The organism is Cupriavidus basilensis OR16, assembly GCF_000243095.1.
In the GTDB taxonomy this organism is placed as follows: Bacteria; Pseudomonadota; Gammaproteobacteria; order Burkholderiales; family Burkholderiaceae; genus Cupriavidus; species Cupriavidus basilensis_D.
Window position 1 is genome coordinate 89,179 of record NZ_AHJE01000001.1, and the last position, 19,028, is coordinate 108,206.

16 protein-coding genes and 2 pseudogenes are annotated in these 19,028 nt (G+C 65.1%); 7 read left to right on the plus strand and 11 right to left on the minus strand.

What is annotated here, in order from left to right:
* Positions 1 to 114 precede the first annotated feature (114 nt).
* The 3 genes from OR16_RS00370 to OR16_RS00380 all read left to right on the plus strand — a co-directional run bounded on the left by OR16_RS00370 (position 115) and on the right by OR16_RS00380 (position 2,933).
* A complete protein-coding gene (locus OR16_RS00370; protein ID WP_006155973.1) occupies positions 115 to 1,086 on the plus strand; it encodes an ABC transporter substrate-binding protein in 972 nt (323 codons plus the stop codon).
* Between the two features lie 154 nt (positions 1,087 to 1,240).
* A complete protein-coding gene (locus OR16_RS00375) occupies positions 1,241 to 2,137 on the plus strand; it encodes an ABC transporter permease (RefSeq protein WP_006155974.1) in 897 nt (298 codons plus the stop codon).
* Position 2,138: 1 nt separating this feature from the next.
* A complete protein-coding gene (locus OR16_RS00380) occupies positions 2,139 to 2,933 on the plus strand; it encodes an ABC transporter ATP-binding protein (protein ID WP_006155976.1) in 795 nt (264 codons plus the stop codon).
* An 88-nt stretch (positions 2,934 to 3,021) separates the two neighbouring features.
* Here the strand turns inward: OR16_RS00380 and OR16_RS00385 are convergent, their stop codons facing one another.
* The 3 genes and pseudogenes from OR16_RS00385 to OR16_RS00395 all read right to left on the minus strand — a co-directional run bounded on the left by OR16_RS00385 (position 3,022) and on the right by OR16_RS00395 (position 5,468).
* Positions 3,022 to 3,297, minus strand: a complete 276-nt coding sequence (locus OR16_RS00385) for a hypothetical protein (RefSeq protein WP_043417844.1) — start codon at positions 3,295 to 3,297, stop codon at positions 3,022 to 3,024.
* A pseudogene (locus OR16_RS00390) lies at positions 3,297 to 4,703 on the minus strand (LutB/LldF family L-lactate oxidation iron-sulfur protein). The gene OR16_RS00385 and the pseudogene OR16_RS00390 overlap by 1 nt, the downstream one beginning before the upstream one ends.
* Before the next feature lie 39 nt (positions 4,704 to 4,742).
* Entirely contained in the window at positions 4,743 to 5,468 is a 726-nt protein-coding gene (locus OR16_RS00395) for a (Fe-S)-binding protein (protein ID WP_006155978.1), read from the minus strand.
* Between the two features lie 237 nt (positions 5,469 to 5,705).
* Here OR16_RS00395 and OR16_RS00400 point away from each other — a divergent pair, with 237 nt between their 5' ends.
* The 3 genes from OR16_RS00400 (at position 5,706) to OR16_RS00410 (ending at position 8,854) form a co-directional block, all read left to right on the plus strand.
* Positions 5,706 to 6,491: an IclR family transcriptional regulator gene (locus OR16_RS00400; protein WP_006155981.1), complete on the plus strand. Its 786-nt coding sequence runs from the start codon at positions 5,706 to 5,708 to the stop codon at positions 6,489 to 6,491.
* Between the two features lie 173 nt (positions 6,492 to 6,664).
* Complete coding sequence (locus tag OR16_RS00405) at positions 6,665 to 7,411, plus strand: FadR/GntR family transcriptional regulator (RefSeq protein ID WP_006155982.1); 747 nt, start codon at positions 6,665 to 6,667, stop codon at positions 7,409 to 7,411.
* Between the two features lie 30 nt (positions 7,412 to 7,441).
* Positions 7,442 to 8,854, plus strand: a complete 1,413-nt coding sequence (locus OR16_RS00410) for an FAD-binding oxidoreductase (RefSeq protein WP_006155983.1) — start codon at positions 7,442 to 7,444, stop codon at positions 8,852 to 8,854.
* On the opposite strand, the pseudogene pbpG reads toward OR16_RS00410, so the two are convergent.
* From pbpG to OR16_RS00435, 5 genes and pseudogenes are all read right to left on the minus strand, one after another.
* Positions 8,851 to 10,046 (minus strand): annotated as a pseudogene (pbpG, locus tag OR16_RS00415) (D-alanyl-D-alanine endopeptidase). The gene OR16_RS00410 and the pseudogene pbpG sit on opposite strands and share 4 nt — an antisense overlap.
* Before the next feature lie 279 nt (positions 10,047 to 10,325).
* On the minus strand, positions 10,326 to 11,027 hold the full coding sequence (locus tag OR16_RS00420) for a nitroreductase (RefSeq protein WP_006155986.1): 702 nt from the start codon (positions 11,025 to 11,027) through the stop codon (positions 10,326 to 10,328).
* Positions 11,028 to 11,055: 28 nt separating this feature from the next.
* Entirely contained in the window at positions 11,056 to 11,508 is a 453-nt protein-coding gene (locus OR16_RS00425; protein WP_006155987.1) for an acyl-CoA thioesterase, read from the minus strand.
* Between the two features lie 22 nt (positions 11,509 to 11,530).
* Entirely contained in the window at positions 11,531 to 12,436 is a 906-nt protein-coding gene (locus OR16_RS00430) for a DMT family transporter (protein WP_006155988.1), read from the minus strand.
* Positions 12,433 to 13,401 (minus strand): histone deacetylase family protein, encoded by a 969-nt coding sequence (locus OR16_RS00435; RefSeq protein WP_006155989.1) that lies wholly within the window; start codon positions 13,399 to 13,401, stop codon positions 12,433 to 12,435. Before OR16_RS00435 ends, OR16_RS00430 begins: the two co-directional genes overlap by 4 nt.
* A 468-nt stretch (positions 13,402 to 13,869) precedes the next feature.
* Between OR16_RS00435 and phaP1 the strand changes: the two genes are divergently transcribed.
* Positions 13,870 to 14,448: a TIGR01841 family phasin PhaP1 gene (gene phaP1 / locus OR16_RS00440; protein WP_006155991.1), complete on the plus strand. Its 579-nt coding sequence runs from the start codon at positions 13,870 to 13,872 to the stop codon at positions 14,446 to 14,448.
* A 365-nt stretch (positions 14,449 to 14,813) separates the two neighbouring features.
* Here the strand turns inward: phaP1 and lpdA are convergent, their stop codons facing one another.
* The 3 genes from lpdA to aceF all read right to left on the minus strand — a co-directional run bounded on the left by lpdA (position 14,814) and on the right by aceF (position 19,004).
* Positions 14,814 to 16,595 (minus strand): dihydrolipoyl dehydrogenase, encoded by a 1,782-nt coding sequence (gene lpdA / locus OR16_RS00445; RefSeq protein ID WP_006155993.1) that lies wholly within the window; start codon positions 16,593 to 16,595, stop codon positions 14,814 to 14,816.
* A 28-nt stretch (positions 16,596 to 16,623) separates the two neighbouring features.
* Positions 16,624 to 17,241 carry an MFS transporter gene (locus OR16_RS00450; protein WP_006155994.1) on the minus strand — a complete coding sequence of 206 codons (618 nt, stop codon included), beginning with the start codon at positions 17,239 to 17,241 and terminating at the stop codon, positions 16,624 to 16,626.
* A 107-nt stretch (positions 17,242 to 17,348) separates the two neighbouring features.
* Entirely contained in the window at positions 17,349 to 19,004 is a 1,656-nt protein-coding gene (gene aceF, locus OR16_RS00455; RefSeq protein WP_006155995.1) for a dihydrolipoyllysine-residue acetyltransferase, read from the minus strand.
* Positions 19,005 to 19,028 lie beyond the last annotated feature (24 nt).

Sequence of the window (19,028 nt, forward strand, 5' to 3'; positions counted from 1 at the left end):
AACGGACCGGCCGGCCGGCGCAGCGCGCCGCCGGGCAGGACGGCGGACCAGTTCTTATCGAGAACGAAACGCGGCTCATCACCCAGAACCCATATCCGGGGGAGATTAAAAACTATGAAGTGTCTCAAGACATCGACCAAGACCATCCTGGGCAGCGCCGTCGCCCTCGCGCTGCTGTATGGTGGCGCCGTGCAGGCCCAGACCGTCAAGGTGCTCTCGATCGTCGACCATCCCGCGCTGGACGCCATCCGCGATGGCGTGCGCGACGAGCTGAAGACCGCCGGCTTTGACGCCGACAAGAGCCTGAAGTGGGAATACCAGAGCGCGCAGGGCAATACGGGCACCGCCGCTCAGATCGCCCGCAAGTTCGTCGGCGACCAGCCCAATGTGATCGTCGCCATCGCCACGCCGTCGGCGCAGGCCGTGGTAGCGGCCACCAAGTCGGTGCCGGTGGTGTACTCCGGCGTGACCGATCCGGTCGCCGCCCAGCTGGTCAAGACCTGGAGTGCAACCGGCACCAATGTGACCGGCGTCTCGGACAAGCTGCCGCTGGACCGCCAGGTTGCCCTGATCAAGCGCGTCGTGCCCAAGGCCAAGACCGTCGGCATGGTCTACAACCCGGGTGAAGCCAACTCGGTGGTGGTGGTCAAGGAACTGAAGGCGCTGCTGGCCAAGGAAGGCATGACGCTGAAAGAGGCCGCCGCCCCCCGCACGGTCGACATCGGCGCCGCCGCCAAGAGCCTGATCGGCAAGGTCGACGTGATCTACACCAACACCGACAACAACGTGGTGTCGGCGTACGAAGCGCTGGTCAAGGTGGCCAACGAGTCGAAGATCCCGCTGGTGGCTTCCGATACCGACAGCGTGAAGCGCGGCGCCATCGCGGCACTGGGCATCAACTACGGCGACCTCGGCCACCAGACCGGCAAGGTGGTGGTCCGCATCCTGAAGGGCGAAAAGCCCGGCGCGATCGCCTCCGAGACCAGCGACAAGCTGGAGCTGTTCGTGAACACCAGCGCGGCCGAGAAGCAAGGCGTGACGCTCTCGCCGGAGCTGGTCAAGGAAGCGAAGACTGTCATCAAGTAATCACGGCACGCTGATCCTGCGCGTTCGCGCGCAGGTGGCTCTATCCGGGCCCGCCCCCCGGAAACGCCTGCGCCGCGCCGCCCTACCCGGGCAGCACGCCAGGCGTTTTCCGATTCGGCCTCCCGTGCCGGACACAAGCAACTGGATTTCCCCCATGTCCCTCTTTTCCCTGCTGGGCGCCCTGGAGATCGGCCTGATCTTCAGCCTCGTCGCCCTGGGGGTGCTGATCTCCTTCCGCATCCTCAACTTTCCCGACCTGACCGTTGACGGCAGCTTCCCCCTGGGCGGCGCCGTGGCAGCCACGCTCATCGCCTCGGGCCAGGATCCGTTTCTCGCCACCGGGCTGGCGATCGTTGCGGGCGCCTTTGCCGGCTTTGTGACGGGCTGGCTCAATGTGCGCCTCAAGATCATGGACCTGCTGGCCAGTATCCTGATGATGATCGCGCTGTACTCGATCAACCTGCGCGTCATGGGCAAGCCCAACGTGCCGCTGATCACCGAATCCACCATCTTCACCATCCTGCAGCCCGACTGGCTGCCCGACTACATGCTGCGCCCCGCGCTGCTGCTGATCGTGGTGGTGGTGGCCAAGCTCGGCCTGGACTGGTTCTTCTCCTCGCAGCTCGGCCTGGCCATGCGCGCCACCGGCGCCAACCCGCGCATGGCGCGCTCCCAGGGCATCGCCACCGGCCGCGCCACGCTGGCCGGCATGGCACTGTCCAACGGCCTGGTCGCTCTCGCGGGCGCATTGTTCGCGCAGACCCAGGGCGGCTCCGATATCTCCATGGGCATCGGCACCATCGTGATCGGCCTGGCCGCGGTGATCATCGGCGAGAGCATCCTGCCGGCGCGCCGGCTGGTGTACACCACGCTGGCCGTGGTGCTGGGCGCCATCCTCTACCGCTTCTTCATTGCGCTGGCCCTGAACAGCGAGTTCATCGGCCTCAAGGCACAAGACCTGAACCTGGTCACCGCCGTACTGGTGACAGGTGCCCTGGTGCTGCCCGGGACCCGCAAGAAGCTGTTCGGCCGCAAGAACGGAGGTGCCTGAGATGCTGCGCGCACAAGACCTGAAACTCACCTTCAATCCCGGCACCCCGATCGAGACGCGCGCGCTGCGCGGCCTCAGCCTGGATATCCCGACGGGCCAGTTCGTTGCCGTGATCGGCTCCAACGGCGCCGGTAAATCCACCTTCCTCAATGCCATCAGCGGCGACCAGATGGTGGACACCGGGCGCATCACGATCGATGACGTCGACGTGACGCGCAAGCCGGCCTGGGACCGCGCCCCGCTGGTGGCGCGCGTGTTCCAGGACCCGATGGCGGGCACCTGCGAGGCGCTCACCATCGAGGAAAACATGGCGCTGGCCATGGCGCGCGGCAGCCGCCGCGGCTTTCGCGCGGCGCTGAACAAGCCCTCGCGCGAGCTGTTCCGCGACAAGCTACGCCTGCTGAACCTCGGCCTGGAAAATCGCCTGACCGACCGCATCGGCCTGCTCTCGGGCGGCCAGCGCCAGGCGGTGAGCCTGCTGATGGCCTCGCTGCAGCCCTCGCGCATCCTGCTGCTCGACGAGCACACCGCCGCGCTGGACCCGAAGACCGCCGCCTTCGTGCTGGAACTGACCGCCAAGATCGTGGAGGATGCCAAGCTCACCACGATGATGGTCACGCACAGCATGCGCCAGGCACTGGACTACGGGCAACGTACGGTGATGCTGCATCAGGGCCAGGTGGTGCTGGACGTGTCGGGCGACCAGCGCGCCGGGCTGGACGTGCCGGATTTGCTGCGCATGTTCGAGCAGACGCGGCATGAGCAGCTGGATGATGATGCCCTGCTGCTGGGCTGAGCCTCGCGCTTCGCTCGCTTAGCCACGCACCATGCAAAAGGCCCCCGCTCGGCGGGGGCCTTTTGCATTCGGCAAGGCGTGTGGCTGATCAAGCAGTGGCCGCCTTGTCCAGCCAGCGCTTGAGCTGGTCAGTGACGGCTGTGCTCGAGAACGAGCAGCTATCCTGCGCAAAGACCGCCGACATCTCCAGCCGGCGCAGCAACTCTTCCATTGCTTGCCCGAACATCGGAGGCAGCACCAGGCCCGGGGCGGCCTCGCGCCAGCTGCGCACCAGGCCATCGGCGGCAAGCTTGCCGCCGAGATGTTGATCGAGTGCGGTGCGCATGCTTGCCAGCGCCGGCGCATTGCTTGTCGTCGTAGCCATCAACGGGCCCTCCTTTCCTTGTAAAGTTCGCGGAACGTGCGTCCGCTCGGTGCCGGCAGGTCGCGGGTCTCGGTCCAGCCGCGGCCAGCCATCGGCAAGCTGGCAATCAGCTTGCTGCTGCCGCCATGCGCGAGAGCAAGCGCGCGCCGATGCGGGTGCGAAGGCGTAGAGCCCCGGGCGGCGCGCCACGTAGCCCCACACTTGCAGCCCGAGCCGCTCCTGCCAGGGACGCAGGCCGCGCTCCATTTGCTTCTCGCGCAGCTTGCGCAGCAGGTCCGACAGCGGAATCGACGCCGGGCACACGCGGTTGCACTCGCCGCACAGCGTGGCCGCCTGCGGCAGGTCCAGTGCGTTGGCGATGCCGACATAGCTCGGCGTCAGCACGCTGCCCATGGGGCCCGGGTAGACCCAGCCGTAGGCATGGCCGCCGATCTTCTGGTACACCGGGCAGTGGTTCATGCAGGCGCCGCAGCGGATGCAGCGCAGCATGTCCTGGAAATCGCCGCCGATCAGGCCGCTGCGCCCGCCGTCGACCAGCACGAAATACATATGCTCGGGGCCGTCGCGCTCGCCCTGCGCGCGCGGGCCGGTCAGCAGCGAGAAATAATTCGAGATGGCCTGGCCGGTGGCCGAGCGCGGCAGCAGCCGCATCACGGTGGCCAGGTCCTCCAGCGTCGGCAGCACCTTCTCGATGCCGGTCACGGCCACGTGCACGCGCGGCATCACCGTGCACATGCCTTCGTTGCCTTCATTGGTCACCACCGCGACCGAACCAGTCTCGGCAATGATGAAGTTGCCACCGGTCACGCCCATGTCGGCGGACAGGAATTCCGGGCGCAGGACTTCGCGCGCCTCGCGTGTCATCTCGGAAATATCGGTCAGGCGCGGTTTGTGGTGCACCTTGGCGAAGAGATCGGCGATCTCTTCCTTGTCCTTGTGCACGACCGGGGCAATGATGTGCGACGGCGGCTCGGCATCGTTGATCTGCAGGATGTACTCACCCAGATCCGTCTCGATGCTCTGCACGCCCATCTCGCCCAGCACTTGGTTCAGGCGCATTTCTTCGGTCACCATCGACTTGCTCTTGATGACCTTCTTCACGCCGTGCTTCTGCGCGATCTGCGCCACCAGCCGCGCGGCGTCGGCCGTGGTCTCGGCAACAGCACGGTGGCGCCGCGGCGCGTGGCGTTTTCCTCGAAGGTAGCGAGCCAGACATCGAGGTTCTGCAGCGCACGGTCGCGGCGCTCCTTGAGGGCCTCGCGGGTGGCATCGAAATCGATATCGCGGATGGCATCGGCGCGCGCCGTGACGAACTTGGTGGAGAGCTTCTTGAGGTTCTGCTGCAGGCGCTGGTCGGCCAGCTTCTGGCCCGCGCGCGCCTTGAATTCCATGCTGCGAACTTGCATAGCGGGGATCTCGCTAAGGTTTGTTTTTATCTCGCGGGCTCAGGCGTCGCCTGCCAATACCTGGGCGATATGCAGCACCTGCGTGCGCGTGTCGCCGGTCCTGCGCAGGCGCCCTTCGATATTGAGCATGCAGCCGAGATCGCCGAGCACCACGGCATCGGCGCCGCTGGCCTTGATGTTGACGCACTTCTCGTCGACGATGGCCGTGGAGATATTGCCGTACTTGACCGAGAAGGTGCCGCCGAATCCGCAGCAGGCCTCGCAGTCCTTCATCTCGCTCAACTGCACGCCGGGCAATTGCGCCAGGAGGGCGCGCGGCTGGCTCTTGACGCCCAGCTCACGCAAGCCAGAGCAGGAATCATGGTAGGTGATGCGGCCCGCGAACTTTGAGTCGAACTCGCCCAGCTTGGCCACGTTGACCAGGAAATCGGTCAGCTCGAACACCCGCGAGCGCAGCCCTTCATAACGGCCATTCAATTCGGGATCGTCGCCGAGCAGATCGGCATAGTGATGCAGCACCATGCCGCCGCAGGATCCGGACGGAATCACCACGTAGTCGAACATCTCGAATTCGCGCAGGAATTTCTCCGCCAGGTCGCGCGATGCCGTGCGCTCGCCCGAGTTGTAGGCAGGTTGGCCGCAACAGGTCTGGGCTTCAGGCACCATCACCTCAAAGCCAGCCTTCTCCAGCAACTTGAGCACCGAGAAGCCGATTTCCGGACGCATGAGGTCCACCAGGCAGGTGGCGAACAGACCAACTCGCATTGTTTCCCTTTTCCAGACCCCGAAACCCCGCAATTATGCGCCCTCGCGCACCAGCCAGCATACAAAAGCGTGCACGGCCGGGGGGAATTCGCCGCATTTCTGCATGCCTTTTCCGACACATCCGTCGTCGGCGAATTCCGAAGATTCTTTCGGTAATGCCATTTCACCTATTGAAATTTTCACAATGCGAGATAGAATCAGGCAACCGCTTAATTTGCCGCACGGCAACATTTCCCCATGGCAGAAGCAGACAAAGCCCCAGGCAAGACGTCCATCCAGGTCATCGAACGCATGATGACCCTGCTGGATGCGCTCGCCCAGCATGCTGATCCGGTCAGCCTCAAGGAACTGTCGCTGACCACCGGGCTGCACCCGTCCACCGCGCACCGCATCCTCAACGACATGGTGGCCTGCCGCTTTGTCGACCGCTCCGATCCGGGCAGCTACCGCCTTGGCATGCGGCTGCTGGAACTCGGCAACCTGGTCAAGGCCCGGCTGTCGGTGCGCGACGCGGCGCTGGCACCGATGCGGGCCCTGCACCGCGTGACGGGCCAGACGGTGAACCTGTCAGTGCGGCAAGGCGACGAGATCGTCTACATCGAGCGCGCCTATAGCGAGCGCTCCGGCATGCAGGTGGTGCGCGCCATTGGCGGCCGCGCGCCGCTGCACCTGACCTCGGTAGGCAAGCTGTTCCTGGCCGCCGATGAAGTCGCGCGGGTGCGCAACTACGCCACCCGCACCGGGCTGGCCGGCCACACCCGCACCTCGATCACGGACCTGATCAAGCTCGAGCGCGAGCTCAACTGGGTGCGCACCAACGGCTATGCGCGCGACAACGAAGAGCTGGAGCTTGGCGTGCGTTGCATCGCCGCCGGCATCTACGATGACTCGCGCCGTCTGGTGGCCGGGCTCTCGCTCTCGGCCCCCGCCGACCGCCTGCAGGACAGTTGGCTGCAGAACCTCAAGGAAACCGCACTGCAGATCTCGCGCGGCATGGGCTACGCGACCGACGTCGCGGCCTGAACGCAGCGACGTTGACGGCGGGCGGGCCCGGCGCCCTTCCCGCCGAGTCTTCAGGCACGCCTCGCCTGCCTTTTCCTGCCTTTCCCTCCCAGCGCTCAATTTCGAATGAATGGTTTGTACCAAGGGTTTACGCTTAGTTTTCAGATAACCTGAATAGCTATATCCTGCTGGGCATGCGGACCAAAGCCATTACCCTCACCGAACAGGTGACCCAGCAACTTCGCGCCGAAATCGCCGGCGGCACCTATCCTGTTGGCGCCCGGCTGCCAACCGGCAAGCAGCTTGCCGAGCAATACGGTGTCAGCCCCGCTGTCATCCGCGAGGTGACCGAGCACCTGCGCTCCCAGGGACTGGTCGAAAGCCGCCAGGGCGTGGGCAGCACGGTCCGCTCGCGCGTGGGCAATGCCGGCTTCCAGCTGCCGCAGGAAATCGGCATCGATCGCGACGAACTCGCGAGCATCTACGAGCTGCGGCTCGATCTGGAGAGCGCCGCCGCCGCGCTGGCGGCGCTGCGGCGCACCGCGCAGGATGTCGCCGGCATGCAGACGCTGCTAGAGCGGCTCGCGGCGCAATTGCACGACCCGCACCGCAGCGTGGAGGCGGACACCGCCTTCCATGTGGCGATCGCCACCGCCACCCACAACAAGTACTACGCGCAGCTCCTGCAATACATGAACCTGCAACTGCACCACGCCGTGCATGTGGCGCGGCTCAATACCCGCCAGCAGGATGGCCTGTCAGAGCAGGTCCACCAGGAGCACCTGGCCATCTTCCACGCCATCCGCGCCGGCGACCCCGAACAAGCGCGCAACGCGGCGGTGACCCACCTGCGCGGTGCCGCGGCGCGCCTTGGCCTGCGGCTGGCCGCGCGCGGCGAGCCCCTCGCGAGCGGCCAGGACCCCTCTCATTCCGCGGCCTGAAGCCGCATTGCCTCTCCGGATAGAACCACCATGCAAAACTCCGCTTTCCTGCCCCGCCTGATCGAAGCGCTAGGCCCCGACGTGGTCGCCACCGAACCCGACCAGGTTGCGCCGTGGCTTGCCGACTGGCGCGGCCTTTATCGTGGCAATGCGCAGGCCGTGGTGCGCCCACGCTCGGTCGATGAAGTGGCGCGTTGCCTGGCCCTGTGCCAGCAGGCCGCGGTCCCGGTGGTGCCGCGTGGCGGCAACACCGGCCTGTGTGGCGGCGCTGCGCCCGACAGCAGCCCCGCCAACGTGGTGCTGAGCATGGACCGCATGAACGCGATCCGCTCGATCGATACCATCGCCAACACGCTCGTCGCCGAAGCGGGCTGCATCCTGGGCAACCTGCGGCGCGCCGCGCAGGAGGCGCATCGCCTGTTGCCGCTCAGCCTGGCAGCCGAGGACTCCTGCCAGATCGGCGGCAATCTCGCGACCAACGCGGGTGGGGTCAATGTGGTGCGCTACGGCATGACCCGCGAGCTGGTGCTAGGTGTGGAAGCCGTGCTGCCCAACGGCGAGATCTTTCACGGCCTGCGCGCCTTGCGCAAGGACAACACCGGCTATGACCTCAAGCAGCTGCTGATCGGCTCCGAAGGCACGCTAGGCGTCATCACCGCGGCCGCGCTGCGCCTGTTTCCGCGCACCGACGCGCGCTCGGTGGTGCTGGCGGCAGTGGCCTCCCCGCTGCAGGCGCTGGAGCTCTTCGAGCTGCTGTTCGCGCAGTGCGGCGCGCGCCTGCAAGCCTTCGAGTTCTTTACCGGCGATTGCGTCGACCTCGTGCTCCGGCACGCGGAAGGGGTGCAGGAGCCCTTCGACCAGCGCTATCCCGCCTACGTGTTGGTGGAACTTGCCGACACCACCGACGAAGCCGCCCTCAACGTCCTGCTGGAGCGCGTGATCGGCGAGGCGCTGGAGCGCGAGCTGTGCCTGGACGCCGCCGTCTCTGCCTCGCTGTCGCAACTGCAGAGCCTGTGGAAGCTGCGCGAGGAAATCTCCGAGGCGCAGCGCGCCGACGGGCCGCACCTGAAGCACGATGTCTCGCTGCCGATCGAGCAGATCCCGGCCTTCATGGCGTCGATGCAGACGCGCCTCAAGGCCATCAGCCCCAGCATCCGCCCGTTCATCTTCGGGCACTTCGGCGACGGCAACCTGCACTACAACCTGTCGCGCCCCGCGGGTGCGCAACGCGACTGGACCGCGCAGCATGGCAAGGCGCTGACGGCCGAAGTACTGGACGAGGTCGCGCGCTACGGCGGCAGCATCAGCGCCGAGCATGGCATCGGCCAGCTCAAGCGCGACGATTTCCTGCGCCTGAAGGATCCGCTTGAGCTGCGCATGATGCAGGGTATCAAGCAGTTGCTGGATCCGGCCGGCATCATGAATCCGGGCAAGCTGCTCTAAGCGCGCCACCGCCGCCACAAAGAAAAACGCGCCGGCGACGGCGCGTTTTTTTTGACGTCAAGCCGGCCTGGCCCGGTCTGCACGTGCTCCAGCCAGTCCTTGACGCGGTTGGCATCGGCGAAGCGGGACAGCTTGCCAACGGAATCCAGGAACACCATCACCACATTGCGGCCATTCACGCGTGCCTGCATCACCAGGCACTGGCCAGCCTCGGAGATAAAGCCTGTTTTCTGCAGGCCGATCTCCCAGTTGCCGCCACGAACCAGGCGGTTGGTGCTGACGTAGTGCTGCGTGCGGCCCAGTACATTGACCTCATGCTCGGTCTGCGTCGAAAACTCGCGGATGGTGGGGTTGCGGTACGCCGCGTTGACCATGCGCACAAGGTCCATCGCGCTCGAGACATTGCTGCTCGACAAGCCGTTCGAATCGACGAAGTGGCTGTCGTTCATGCCGAGCTCGCGCGCCTTGCGGTTCATGGCCTGCACAAAGGCCGGCAGGCCGCCCTGGTAGCTGCGGCCCAGCACCGATGCCGCGCGATTTTCCGAGGACATCAGTGCCAGCAGGAGCGCCTCCTGGCGGGTGAGCTGCGCGCCAAAGCGCAGGCGCGAACTGCTGTGCTTCTCGTTGTCGCGGTCTTCCTCGTTGATGGTGAGCACCTCATCCATCGGCTGGCGCGCGTCCATCACAACCAGGGCGGTCATCAGCTTGGTGATCGAGGCGATCGGCAGGACCGCGGCAGCGTTCTTCTGGAACAGCACTTCGTTGGAGTTCTGATCCATCACCAGCGCCACGCTGGAGCGCAGCGCGAGCGCGTCTTCGGTGCTGCGCAGGCCGAGTGCCTCGCCCAGCGACGGTTTCGCGGGGATGAACGCCGCGCGAACTGGTGCCGCCTGGCGCTGCGCCACCACGGTGCGCTTACCGTTTTTCAGTACCACGACCTTGCGCGTAGTGGCGCGCTCAGCCTTGCCGCTCGTCGCGGCCTGCTTGGATTTTGCGGATTTAGAGGAAGAACTTGCCGACTTTTTCTCGGACTTGGTGACTTTCTGGTTTTTGCGGTGTCCGACGTATTCGTCGCGGCATCGGCCACAGGGGCGGCCAGCATGGAAACGGTCAACAGCACAGAGGCCGCAACCGAAGTAAGAGGGGTAGAGCCGAAGAATCGCAAAAATAGGGAGGAATCAGACCGGAACATGATTCATTCAGCGCGCAACTAGGATTGCGCCAGTTTAGGAAAAAAAGAAATTGTTAGCAAGATTAAAGACTTACGAAGCCTCTTTAAAGTTCGATTTGCAAACAATTCCACATTACGAAAAATATGGGGCACACATCACATGACACGTGCATTAAGACCGACGTCGACTGTGGTAATTCCACACCGTTTCATCTTTCTCACTCACCCACCAGGATGCCCCGGGCCAACTAACAGTGGGCAGCGGGCAGCACAAAGTGCGCCTTCGCCGCCGACACGCTCTCAAGATAAGAAACGCGCGAACCCGCTTACCGGTTCACGCTCGGTACTAAGGGTATTCTCTATGGCGGCGGGGTCGGCATGGCCCAGGGCCATGCCGCACACCACCATTTCATCCGCCGGCAGCCGCAAGTGATTGCCGATGACCGCGTGGAACTGGGTGAACGCCGCCTGCGGACAGGTATCCAGCCCGCGCGCCCGCGCCGCCACCATGATGCTTTGCAGGAACATGCCGTAGTCGAGCCAGCTGCCCTGCTCCAGGATGCGGTCGATGGTGAAGATCATGCCCACCGGGGCGCCAAAGAACGTGAAGTTGCGCGAGTGCTGCGCATGCATGCGCGCCTTGTCCTCGCGGCTGATCTGCAGCAGGCTGTACAGGTCCCAGCCCACCTTGCGGCGCCGGTCGATATACGGCGTCACCCACTCGCGCGGATAGTAGGGATACTCCTCGCGATATTTGCTGTCGCGCTGCGGATCGTCATACGCGGCCAGCACGTCGGTGGACAGCCTCACCTTGGCATCGCCGGTCAGCACATAGACCCGCCATGGCTGGGCGTTGGTGCCCGACGGGGCCCGGCTGGCCACGGCCAGGATCTCGTTGACCACGTCGCGCGGCACCGGCGTATCGAGAAACGCACGCACCGAGCGGCGCGTGATGATGGCCTGGTCGACCTGGGCGGTATCCCGCTTCTGCTGCGAATCCATGGTTCTCAACTCCTTTGCGCAGGCTGGCTCATGCGGTGGCGTCCGCCGGCTCGCACACCAGGGCCTGCAGTGCATCGCGCAGCGCGGGCGGCAGCGGCACCGGGCGGCGCGTGGCGCGATCCACGTAGACATGGACAAAATGGCCCTGCGCCGCGGCCACGTCTTCGTCGTTGCGGAACAGGCCCACTTCGTAGCGCACGCTCGAATTGCCCAGCCGCGCCACGCGCATCCCGGCCACCACCGTATCGGGAAAGCTCAGCGCAGCGAAATAATTGCATTGCGTCTCGATCACCAGCCCAATGGTGTCGCCGGACGCGATATCCAGCACGCCCTCCCGGATCAGGTAGGTGTTCACCACGGTATCGAAATAACTGTAGTAGATGACGTTGTTGATGTGGCCATAGACGTCGTTATCCATCCAGCGCGTGGTGATGGGCTGGAAATGACGATAGGCGCTGCGGGTATCTGCGGTCGGTTTCATCGAAAAGCGCGAAAAGAGGACATTAGCGGCGGATCACCAGCGCGACGCCACCGGCGGCCAGGGCCATGCCAAGCGCGGCCAGCGGCGGGAAGCTCTCGCCGAACAGCAGCCACGCCATGGCGGCGGTGGTCGGCGGGGTGAGGTACATGAGGCTGGATACCTTGGTGGCCGCGCCTTGCCGGATCAAAAGGAACAGCAGCGAGATGGCCCCGATGGACAGCGCGACCACCGACCAGGCGAGCGCGCCGAACATCTCGGCATTCCACTCGACATGGCGGGTCTCGGTCAGGAACATGAACGGCAGGCAGGCCAGTGCGGCCGCGGCGAACTGGATCACCGAGCCCATGCGCAGGTCGAACATCGGGCAATAGCGTTTCTGGTACAGGGTGCCAAAGGTGATCGAGAACAAGGCGCCCAGCGCCAGCAGCAGGCTTGGCGCGGACAGCCCGCTGGCCGACAGCTTGTTCGCCACCACCAGGCCCACGCCAAGGATGCCGAGCAGCAACCCCAGCCACTGGCGCCGCCCGATGGTCTCGCCCATGCGAGAGGCCGCCAGCGCGGTCAGGATGGGCTGCATGCCGACAATCAGGGCGGAGACGCCTGCCGGCATGCCCAGCTTGACCGCGGCCCACACGCCGCCCAGGTAACCCGCCTGCAGGAACAGCCCTGCCAGCGCGATATGCCCGATCGTGCGCCAGTCGGTCTTGCCGGCGCGCCGCGGCGGCGGGACGCGCGCGATCAGCACAAACGGCACCATCAGCACCAGCACGCCGACAAAACGCAGGAACAGGAAGGTCATCGGCTCCGCGTGCGGCATGCCGTACTTGGCAACGATGAATCCGGTGCTCCAGATCACGACGAACAGCCACGGCATGCCGGCCATCCACAAGTTGCCGCGTGCCACGTGGGCCTGGCTGGTTGCACTCATTGTTGTGCCGCCTCCGTATCGCCGGCGGGCAGGATTGCCCCTGCGGCGGCTCCCGTGTCGCGCCGGGCATAGCGTTCGTGATATTGCGCGGCGAGCGCGATGGTTTGCGCATGCACCGCGACGGTGTTCTCGATCTGGTTGCCATAGCCGCCCGCCATGGCCACGGCAATGGGCAGGCCACGCGCCAGGGCCGCGTCGAACACCAGGCAGTCGCGCCGGGCCAATCCGGCCAGCGTGAGTTTCAGGCGCCCAAGCCGGTCGCCCTCATGCGGATCGGCTCCGGCCAGATAAATGATCAGGTCGGGCGAGAAACGCGCGAACAGCATATCGAGTGCGCCCTGCAGCGCCTGGGCGTAAGCGTCGTCGTCGCAACCATCAGGCAGGCCCACGTCGAGATCGCTGGCTTCCTTGCGGAACGGATAGTTTTTCTCGCCATGCAGGGACAGCGTGAAGACGAACGGGTCGTCACGCAGGATGGAGGCGGTGCCATTGCCCTGGTGCACGTCGAGATCGACCACGGCCACGCGCTCCACCCGGCCGTCGCGGCGCAGTTGGCGGGCGGCGACGGCCGCGTCGTTGAAGACGCAGAAACCACCGCCCTTGTCGGCATAGGCGTGATGCGTGCCGCCCGCCAGGTTGACCGATATGCCCTCGCGCAACGCGATGCGGCAGGCCTCGATGGTGGCGCCCGCGGACCGCCGCGACCGCTCGACCATGGCGTCCGACCACGGAAAGCCGATCTCGCGCTGGCGCGACGGGTCCAGTTCACCCCGGGAGACGCTGGCGACATACTCGGGCGTGTGCGCCAGCAGCAAGGCATCGTCCCCGGCCCGCGGCGCCTCGACCAGGCTCAGCCCGGGCACGTCGCGCTCGACCGCCGTCCTCAGCATGCTGTACTTGCGCATCGGGAAGCGGTGGCCCTCGGGCAGGGGCAGGACAAAATGATCGGCGTAAAAAGCAAGCATGAGGACAGACGTAGGCGGGCGGTCTCGGCAACCAGGCCACGATGCATCGGCCGGTGGGTTGCGCCCTTGGGCAGCAGCGATTTGGGCAGCGGCAATTCGGGCAGACCGCGATGGTAGCACTGTGCCGGCGCCGCGGTGCGCCGCCCCGACCTGCCCCCCCTGTGCGTGGAACGTGCCTGCCGTGGCGAGCTTGCCGACGCTACGCAGGCAGAATGTGACACCACATCGACTTCAACAACAGTTATTTGTGCAATGCACAAGAAGACCTTGACACCGTTTTTCTTTTCCCTACAATTGGAATTGTTGCGGCGCACCATCCAGTTTGCAGGGCAAGCGGAGCGCGCCGATAACCCCCAAACGCCTGGGGCTGGCTGACGAGAGAACTGCATTAACCGTTACTTCGTCATGGCTTTGACATCTGGGCGGCCTAATTTTGCATGACCTTGAACTTCATTATTGGAGACCAGCATGAGCTTCACCCCGGAACAAGTCGCTGCAGCACAAAAAGCCAACCTCGAAACCCTGTTTGGCCTGACCACCAAAGCCTTCGAAGGCATTGAAAAGCTGGTCGAGCTGAACCTGCAAGTCGTCAAGGCCACGTTCGCTGAAAACGTGGACAACGCCAAGAAGGCCCTCTCGGCCAAGGACGCCCAGGAATTCCTGGCCCTCCAGACCTCGCTGGTCCAGCCGGTTGCCGAAAAGGCCCTGGCCTATAGCCGCCACGTGTACGAAATCGCCTCGGAAACCCAGGCTGAATTCACCAAGGTTGCCGAAGCCCAACTGGCCGAAAACTCGAAGAAGGTGCAAACCCTGGTCGAGAACCTCGCCAAGAACGCCCCGGCCGGCTCCGAGTCGACCGTTGCCATCGTGAAGTCCGCGATCAGCGCCGCCAACAACGCTTACGAGTCGGTCCAGAAGGCCACCAAGCAAGCCGTTGAAATCGCTGAAACCAACTTCCAGGCAGCCGCCAGCGCCGCCACCAAGGCCGCACAGCAAGCCAGCGCCACGGCTCGCACCGCGACCAAGAAGACCACCACTGCCGCCTAATCCGCGACGGCAGGAAACGGACCGGCTTCGGCCGGTTCGTTGGCAAAGCGCGACTGGCATGGCCAGCGCATTTTGCCAACGAAGGCAGCACGGAAGGCCACCCCGCCGCCCTGCCCTCCTACTGTGTCTCCTCGGTATCTGGTTTCCATGTATTCCAATATCGATTCATTCCCGGCCATGCGCCGGGATTTTTTTGCCTGCCGAACCTGGGAACACAGAACTCGGGCGCCCCCGCCTTCTGCAAGCCCGCCTTGGTCGGCTCAGCCGCAAGCGTATGCTAAAAAATCCTGGCAGTTAATTGCAAACCAAGACGTAAAAAGGCCCGCCGTGCAGCGGGCCTCAACGATGTCGCTAGCGTGTATCGCTTAACGCTTGCGCGGCGGCGGCACATCCGTGCAGACGCCCTCGTAGATCTCTGCAGCCATGCCGATGGATTCGCCCAGCGTCGGGTGCGGGTGGATGGTCTTGCCGATATCCACCGCGTCGGCGCCCATCTCGACTGCCAGGCAGACTTCGCTGATCAGGTCGCCTGCATGCATGCCGACGATGCCGCCACCGATGATCCGGTGGGTTTCCTCATCGAAGATGAGCTTGGTGAAGCCTTCGTCGCGGCCATTGGCGATGGCACGGCCGGAGGCCGCCCACGGGAACACGCTCTTGCTGTACTTGATCCCTTGCGCCTTGCATTGCTCTTCGGTCACGCCGGCCCAGGCCACTTCCGGATCGGTGTAGGCCACCGACGGGATCTGCTTGACGTCAAAGTAGGCCTTCTCACCGTGCGCGGCTTCTGCTGCGACGTGCGCTTCATGCACAGCCTTGTGGGCCAGCATGGGCTGGCCGACGATGTCGCCGATGGCGAAGATGTGCGGCACATTGGTACGCATCTGCTTGTCAACGTCGATAAAACCGCGATCCGTCACCGCCACGCCCGCCTTCTCCGCACCGATGCGCTTGCCGTTGGGCACGCGGCCCACCGACACCAGCACCAGGTCGTAGCGCTGCGGCTCGGCTGGCGCCTGCTCGCCTTCGAACTTGACGTAGATGCCGTCCGGCTTCGCTTCCACGCCAACCGTCTTGGTCTTGAGCATGACCTTGTCGAAGCGCTTCTTGTTCATCTTGTCCCAGACCTTGACCAGGTCGCGGTCGGCGCCCTGCATCAGGCCATCGAGCATTTCCACCACGTCGATGTTGGCGCCCAGCGTGCTGTACACCGTGGCCATTTCCAGCCCGATGATGCCACCGCCGATGACCAGCATCTTGTTGGGCACTTCCGGCAGTTCCAGCGCACCGGTGGAGTCGACGATGCGCGGGTCCTCGGGGATGAACGGCAGCTTGACCGCCTGGCTGCCGGCGGCGATCACGGCCTTCTCGAAGCGGATCACCGTCTTCTTGCCCGTCGTCGCTTTAGCGTCGCCTTCGGTCTCCTGCACCTCGAGGTGATGCGGGTCGAGGAAGGTGCCGATACCGCGCACGACCTGTACCTTGCGGGCCTTGGCCATGCCGGTCAGGCCGCCGGTCAGCTTGCCGACCACGGTTTCCTTGTAGTGGCGCAGCCCGTCGAGGTCGATCTTGGCCTCGCCGAACAGGATGCCGTGGGCCGCCAGGGCCTTGGCTTCGTCGATCACGGCAACGTTATGCAGCAGTGCCTTCGAGGGGATGCAGCCCACGTTCAGGCAGACGCCGCCGAGGGTGCTGTAGCGCTCGACCAGCACGGTGTTCATGCCGAGATCGGCGCTGCGGAAGGCGGCCGAGTAGCCACCAGGGCCGGCGCCCAGCACCAGCATGTCGCAGGTGATGTCCGCGCTGCCCGAATGCGCGGCGGCCGCGGGCGCCGCGGCCGCAGGCGCGGGAGCGGATGCCTGTGCAGGCGCGGGCGCGGGAGCCGGTGCGGCCGCGGGCTTGGCCGCCGCTTCGCTCTCCAGCGTGCAGATGACGGCGCCCTTGGCGACCTTGTCGCCCACCTTGATGCGCACCTCCACCACCTTGCCGGCGGCGGACGAAGGCACATCCATGCTGGCCTTGTCGGACTCGAGCACGATCAGCGACTGCTCCTGCTCGACCGTATCGCCAGCCTTGACCAGCACCTCGATGACTTCCACCGCGTCGAAATCGCCGATATCCGGCACCTGGACTTCGATCACACTCATGTTTTGCTCCTCAAGAACGCGTCCCGCTTCAGATGCGGGCCGCGCCATCGTTATTGGTTGCTCCGTCGCCAGCGATGTCGCCCAGTCGCACCACCTGCACCTCGACCGGGCCTGCCGAACTCTTGTCGAACTCCACGCCTGCGTCCACGCCGATCCGCGCAATCTCCCCGGCGCCGAGCGCCGGCTGGTCGTAGACCGCGTGCATGGCACCCAGCGCGTAATTGCGCCCCGAGCCAATGCCCCAGAAACGATCGAACGAGAAAACCTCGCGGTACGAGTACACCCCGAAGATGCCTGCCGGATTGGCAATCAGGCACACGATCTGCGAGGACTCGTAGGGATCGTCCTCGTCTTCCTTGGTGTTGATGAAATACTCGTTCTTGAGTTTTTCATGCACCTTGAGGAAGGTCCGGAAGACGTCATCGCGCGAGCCCAGCCGGCAATCCTCGCCCAGCCCTGCCAGCAAGCTGCGCATGACCGGGAAGTGCGCGGTGGTACCGGCAAGCGCCACGAAGCTGTCGCCCACCGGGAACACCTTCTGGTTGCGCTCGTAGGCACGCGTGAGCCGGGTGTCGCCGAACGTCACCAGTGCATCGGCGGCAATTGCCACCTCGCCTGCCTTCTTGACGACAACGCAGGTAGTCATGGGCTCGCTTTCTGGTTTCCAGTGTTCCTGGCTTGCTGACGGCAGGTTGCAGACGTTGCTGGCAAAAGCGCGCATGGCCCTTGGGGTCATGCGCGCCTTCGTCCGCCTTACAGCAGGATGCGGCGGAAATCGGCCAGCAGCTGACCGAAGTAGGTGTTGAAGCGGGCCGCTTCCGCACCGTCGATGACGCGGTGATCCCACGACAGCGACAGCGGCAGCGTCAGGCGCGCAACGAACTGCTTACCATCCCACACCGGCTTCTGGTACGACTTGCACACGCCCATGATGGCCACTTCCGGCGCGTTGATGATCGGCGTGAAATACGTGCCGCCGATGCCGCCCAGCGAAGAGATCGAGAAGCAGCCGCCTTGCATCTGGTCCGGCTTCAGCTTGCCGTCGCGCGCCAGCTTGGCCAGCTCGTTCATTTCCTGGCCAATCTCGATCACGCCCTTCTTGTCGGCGTTCTTGATCACCGGCACAACCAGGCCGTTCGGCGTATCGGCAGCAAAGCCGATGTTGAAGTACTGCTTGAGCACCAGGTTGTCGCCGTCGAGCGAGGCGTTGAAATTGGGGAATTTCTTCAGCGCGGCGACGGTGGCCTTGATCATGAAGGCCAGCATGGTGACCTTGACGCCTTGCTTCTCGTATTCCTTGTTGAGCTGCACGCGGAAGGCTTCCAGCTCGGTGATGTCGGCCTCGTCGTGATTGGTGACGTGGGGAATCATCACCCAGTTGCGATGCAGGTTCGCGCCCGAGAGTTTCTTGATGCGCGACAGCGGCTTGCTTTCGACCTCGCCGAAGCGGGTGAAATCCACCTTCGGCCACGGCAGCAGGTTCAGCTCGCCACCGCCGGCAGGGGCAGCCGCTGCCTTTGCCGGGGCTGCGGATTGCCCGCTCATCACGCCCTTGACGTAGCCCTGCACGTCGTCCTGGGTAATCCGGCCCTTGGGACCGGTGCCCGGTACGCGCGTGACATCCACACCCAGCTCACGCGCGAACTTGCGCACGGAGGGGCTGGCGTGGGCAGCGGCGCCGGTCACGCCAGCAACTGGAGCGGCGGCGGGCGCGGCAGCAGGTGCCGGGGCCGGTGCGCTGGCTACGGGAGCCGGAACAGGCGCCGCGGCGGCGGCCGGAGCCGGCGCTGCAGCGGCAGGCGCGCTGGCCGGCGCAGCGGCGGTGCCTTCGAGAATCAGGATCAGCGTGCCTTCGGCGACGTTGTCACCGATCTTGATGCGGACTTCCTTGACCACGCCGGCGGCCGGCGACGGCACGTCCATGGTGGCCTTGTCGGATTCCAGCGTCACCAGCGCGTCTTCGGCGTTGATGGTGTCGCCCGGCTTGACGTGGACCTCGATCACGGGGACCGAGTCGTAGTCGCCGATGTCCGGCACCTTGACCTCGATCGGGCCGGTGGAGGCGGCCGGCGCGGGAGCGCTTGCGGCAGCAGGGGCCGGAGCCGGAGCCACAGCGGGCGCCGGAGCCGGCGCGGATGCTGCCGGGGCGGGTGCGGCGGCAGCCTGGCCAGCCGGCTCCAGCATCACCAGCACGGTGCCTTCGGCGACGTTGTCGCCAATCTTGATCCTGACTTCCTTGACGGTGCCGCCCTGGGGCGAGGGCACGTCCATCGTGGCCTTGTCCGATTCCAGCGTCACCAGCGCGTCTTCCGCATTGATGGTGTCGCCCGGCTTCACGTGCACTTCGATGACGGGAACGGCGTCGTAATCGCCGATATCCGGCACCTTGATTTCAATCGCTTGACTCATTCAGTGTCTCCTGGGCAGGCCGGC

Coding starts and splice junctions, on each gene's coding strand:
- lpdA (WP_006155993.1), bottom strand. CDS start 16,595: ATGAGTGTGATCGAAGTCCAGGTGCCGGATATCGGCGATTTCGACGCG.
- OR16_RS00410 (WP_006155983.1), top strand. CDS start 7,442: ATGCAAAACTCCGCTTTCCTGCCCCGCCTGATCGAAGCGCTAGGCCCC.
- OR16_RS00435 (WP_006155989.1), bottom strand. CDS start 13,401: ATGCTTGCTTTTTACGCCGATCATTTTGTCCTGCCCCTGCCCGAGGGC.
- OR16_RS00450 (WP_006155994.1), bottom strand. CDS start 17,241: ATGACTACCTGCGTTGTCGTCAAGAAGGCAGGCGAGGTGGCAATTGCC.
- phaP1 (WP_006155991.1), top strand. CDS start 13,870: ATGAGCTTCACCCCGGAACAAGTCGCTGCAGCACAAAAAGCCAACCTC.
- OR16_RS00380 (WP_006155976.1), top strand. CDS start 2,139: ATGCTGCGCGCACAAGACCTGAAACTCACCTTCAATCCCGGCACCCCG.
- OR16_RS00425 (WP_006155987.1), bottom strand. CDS start 11,508: ATGAAACCGACCGCAGATACCCGCAGCGCCTATCGTCATTTCCAGCCC.
- OR16_RS00430 (WP_006155988.1), bottom strand. CDS start 12,436: ATGAGTGCAACCAGCCAGGCCCACGTGGCACGCGGCAACTTGTGGATG.
- OR16_RS00405 (WP_006155982.1), top strand. CDS start 6,665: ATGCGGACCAAAGCCATTACCCTCACCGAACAGGTGACCCAGCAACTT.
- OR16_RS00395 (WP_006155978.1), bottom strand. CDS start 5,468: ATGCGAGTTGGTCTGTTCGCCACCTGCCTGGTGGACCTCATGCGTCCG.
- OR16_RS00375 (WP_006155974.1), top strand. CDS start 1,241: ATGTCCCTCTTTTCCCTGCTGGGCGCCCTGGAGATCGGCCTGATCTTC.
- OR16_RS00385 (WP_043417844.1), bottom strand. CDS start 3,297: ATGGCTACGACGACAAGCAATGCGCCGGCGCTGGCAAGCATGCGCACC.
- OR16_RS00370 (WP_006155973.1), top strand. CDS start 115: ATGAAGTGTCTCAAGACATCGACCAAGACCATCCTGGGCAGCGCCGTC.
- OR16_RS00420 (WP_006155986.1), bottom strand. CDS start 11,027: ATGGATTCGCAGCAGAAGCGGGATACCGCCCAGGTCGACCAGGCCATC.
- aceF (WP_006155995.1), bottom strand. CDS start 19,004: ATGAGTCAAGCGATTGAAATCAAGGTGCCGGATATCGGCGATTACGAC.
- OR16_RS00400 (WP_006155981.1), top strand. CDS start 5,706: ATGGCAGAAGCAGACAAAGCCCCAGGCAAGACGTCCATCCAGGTCATC.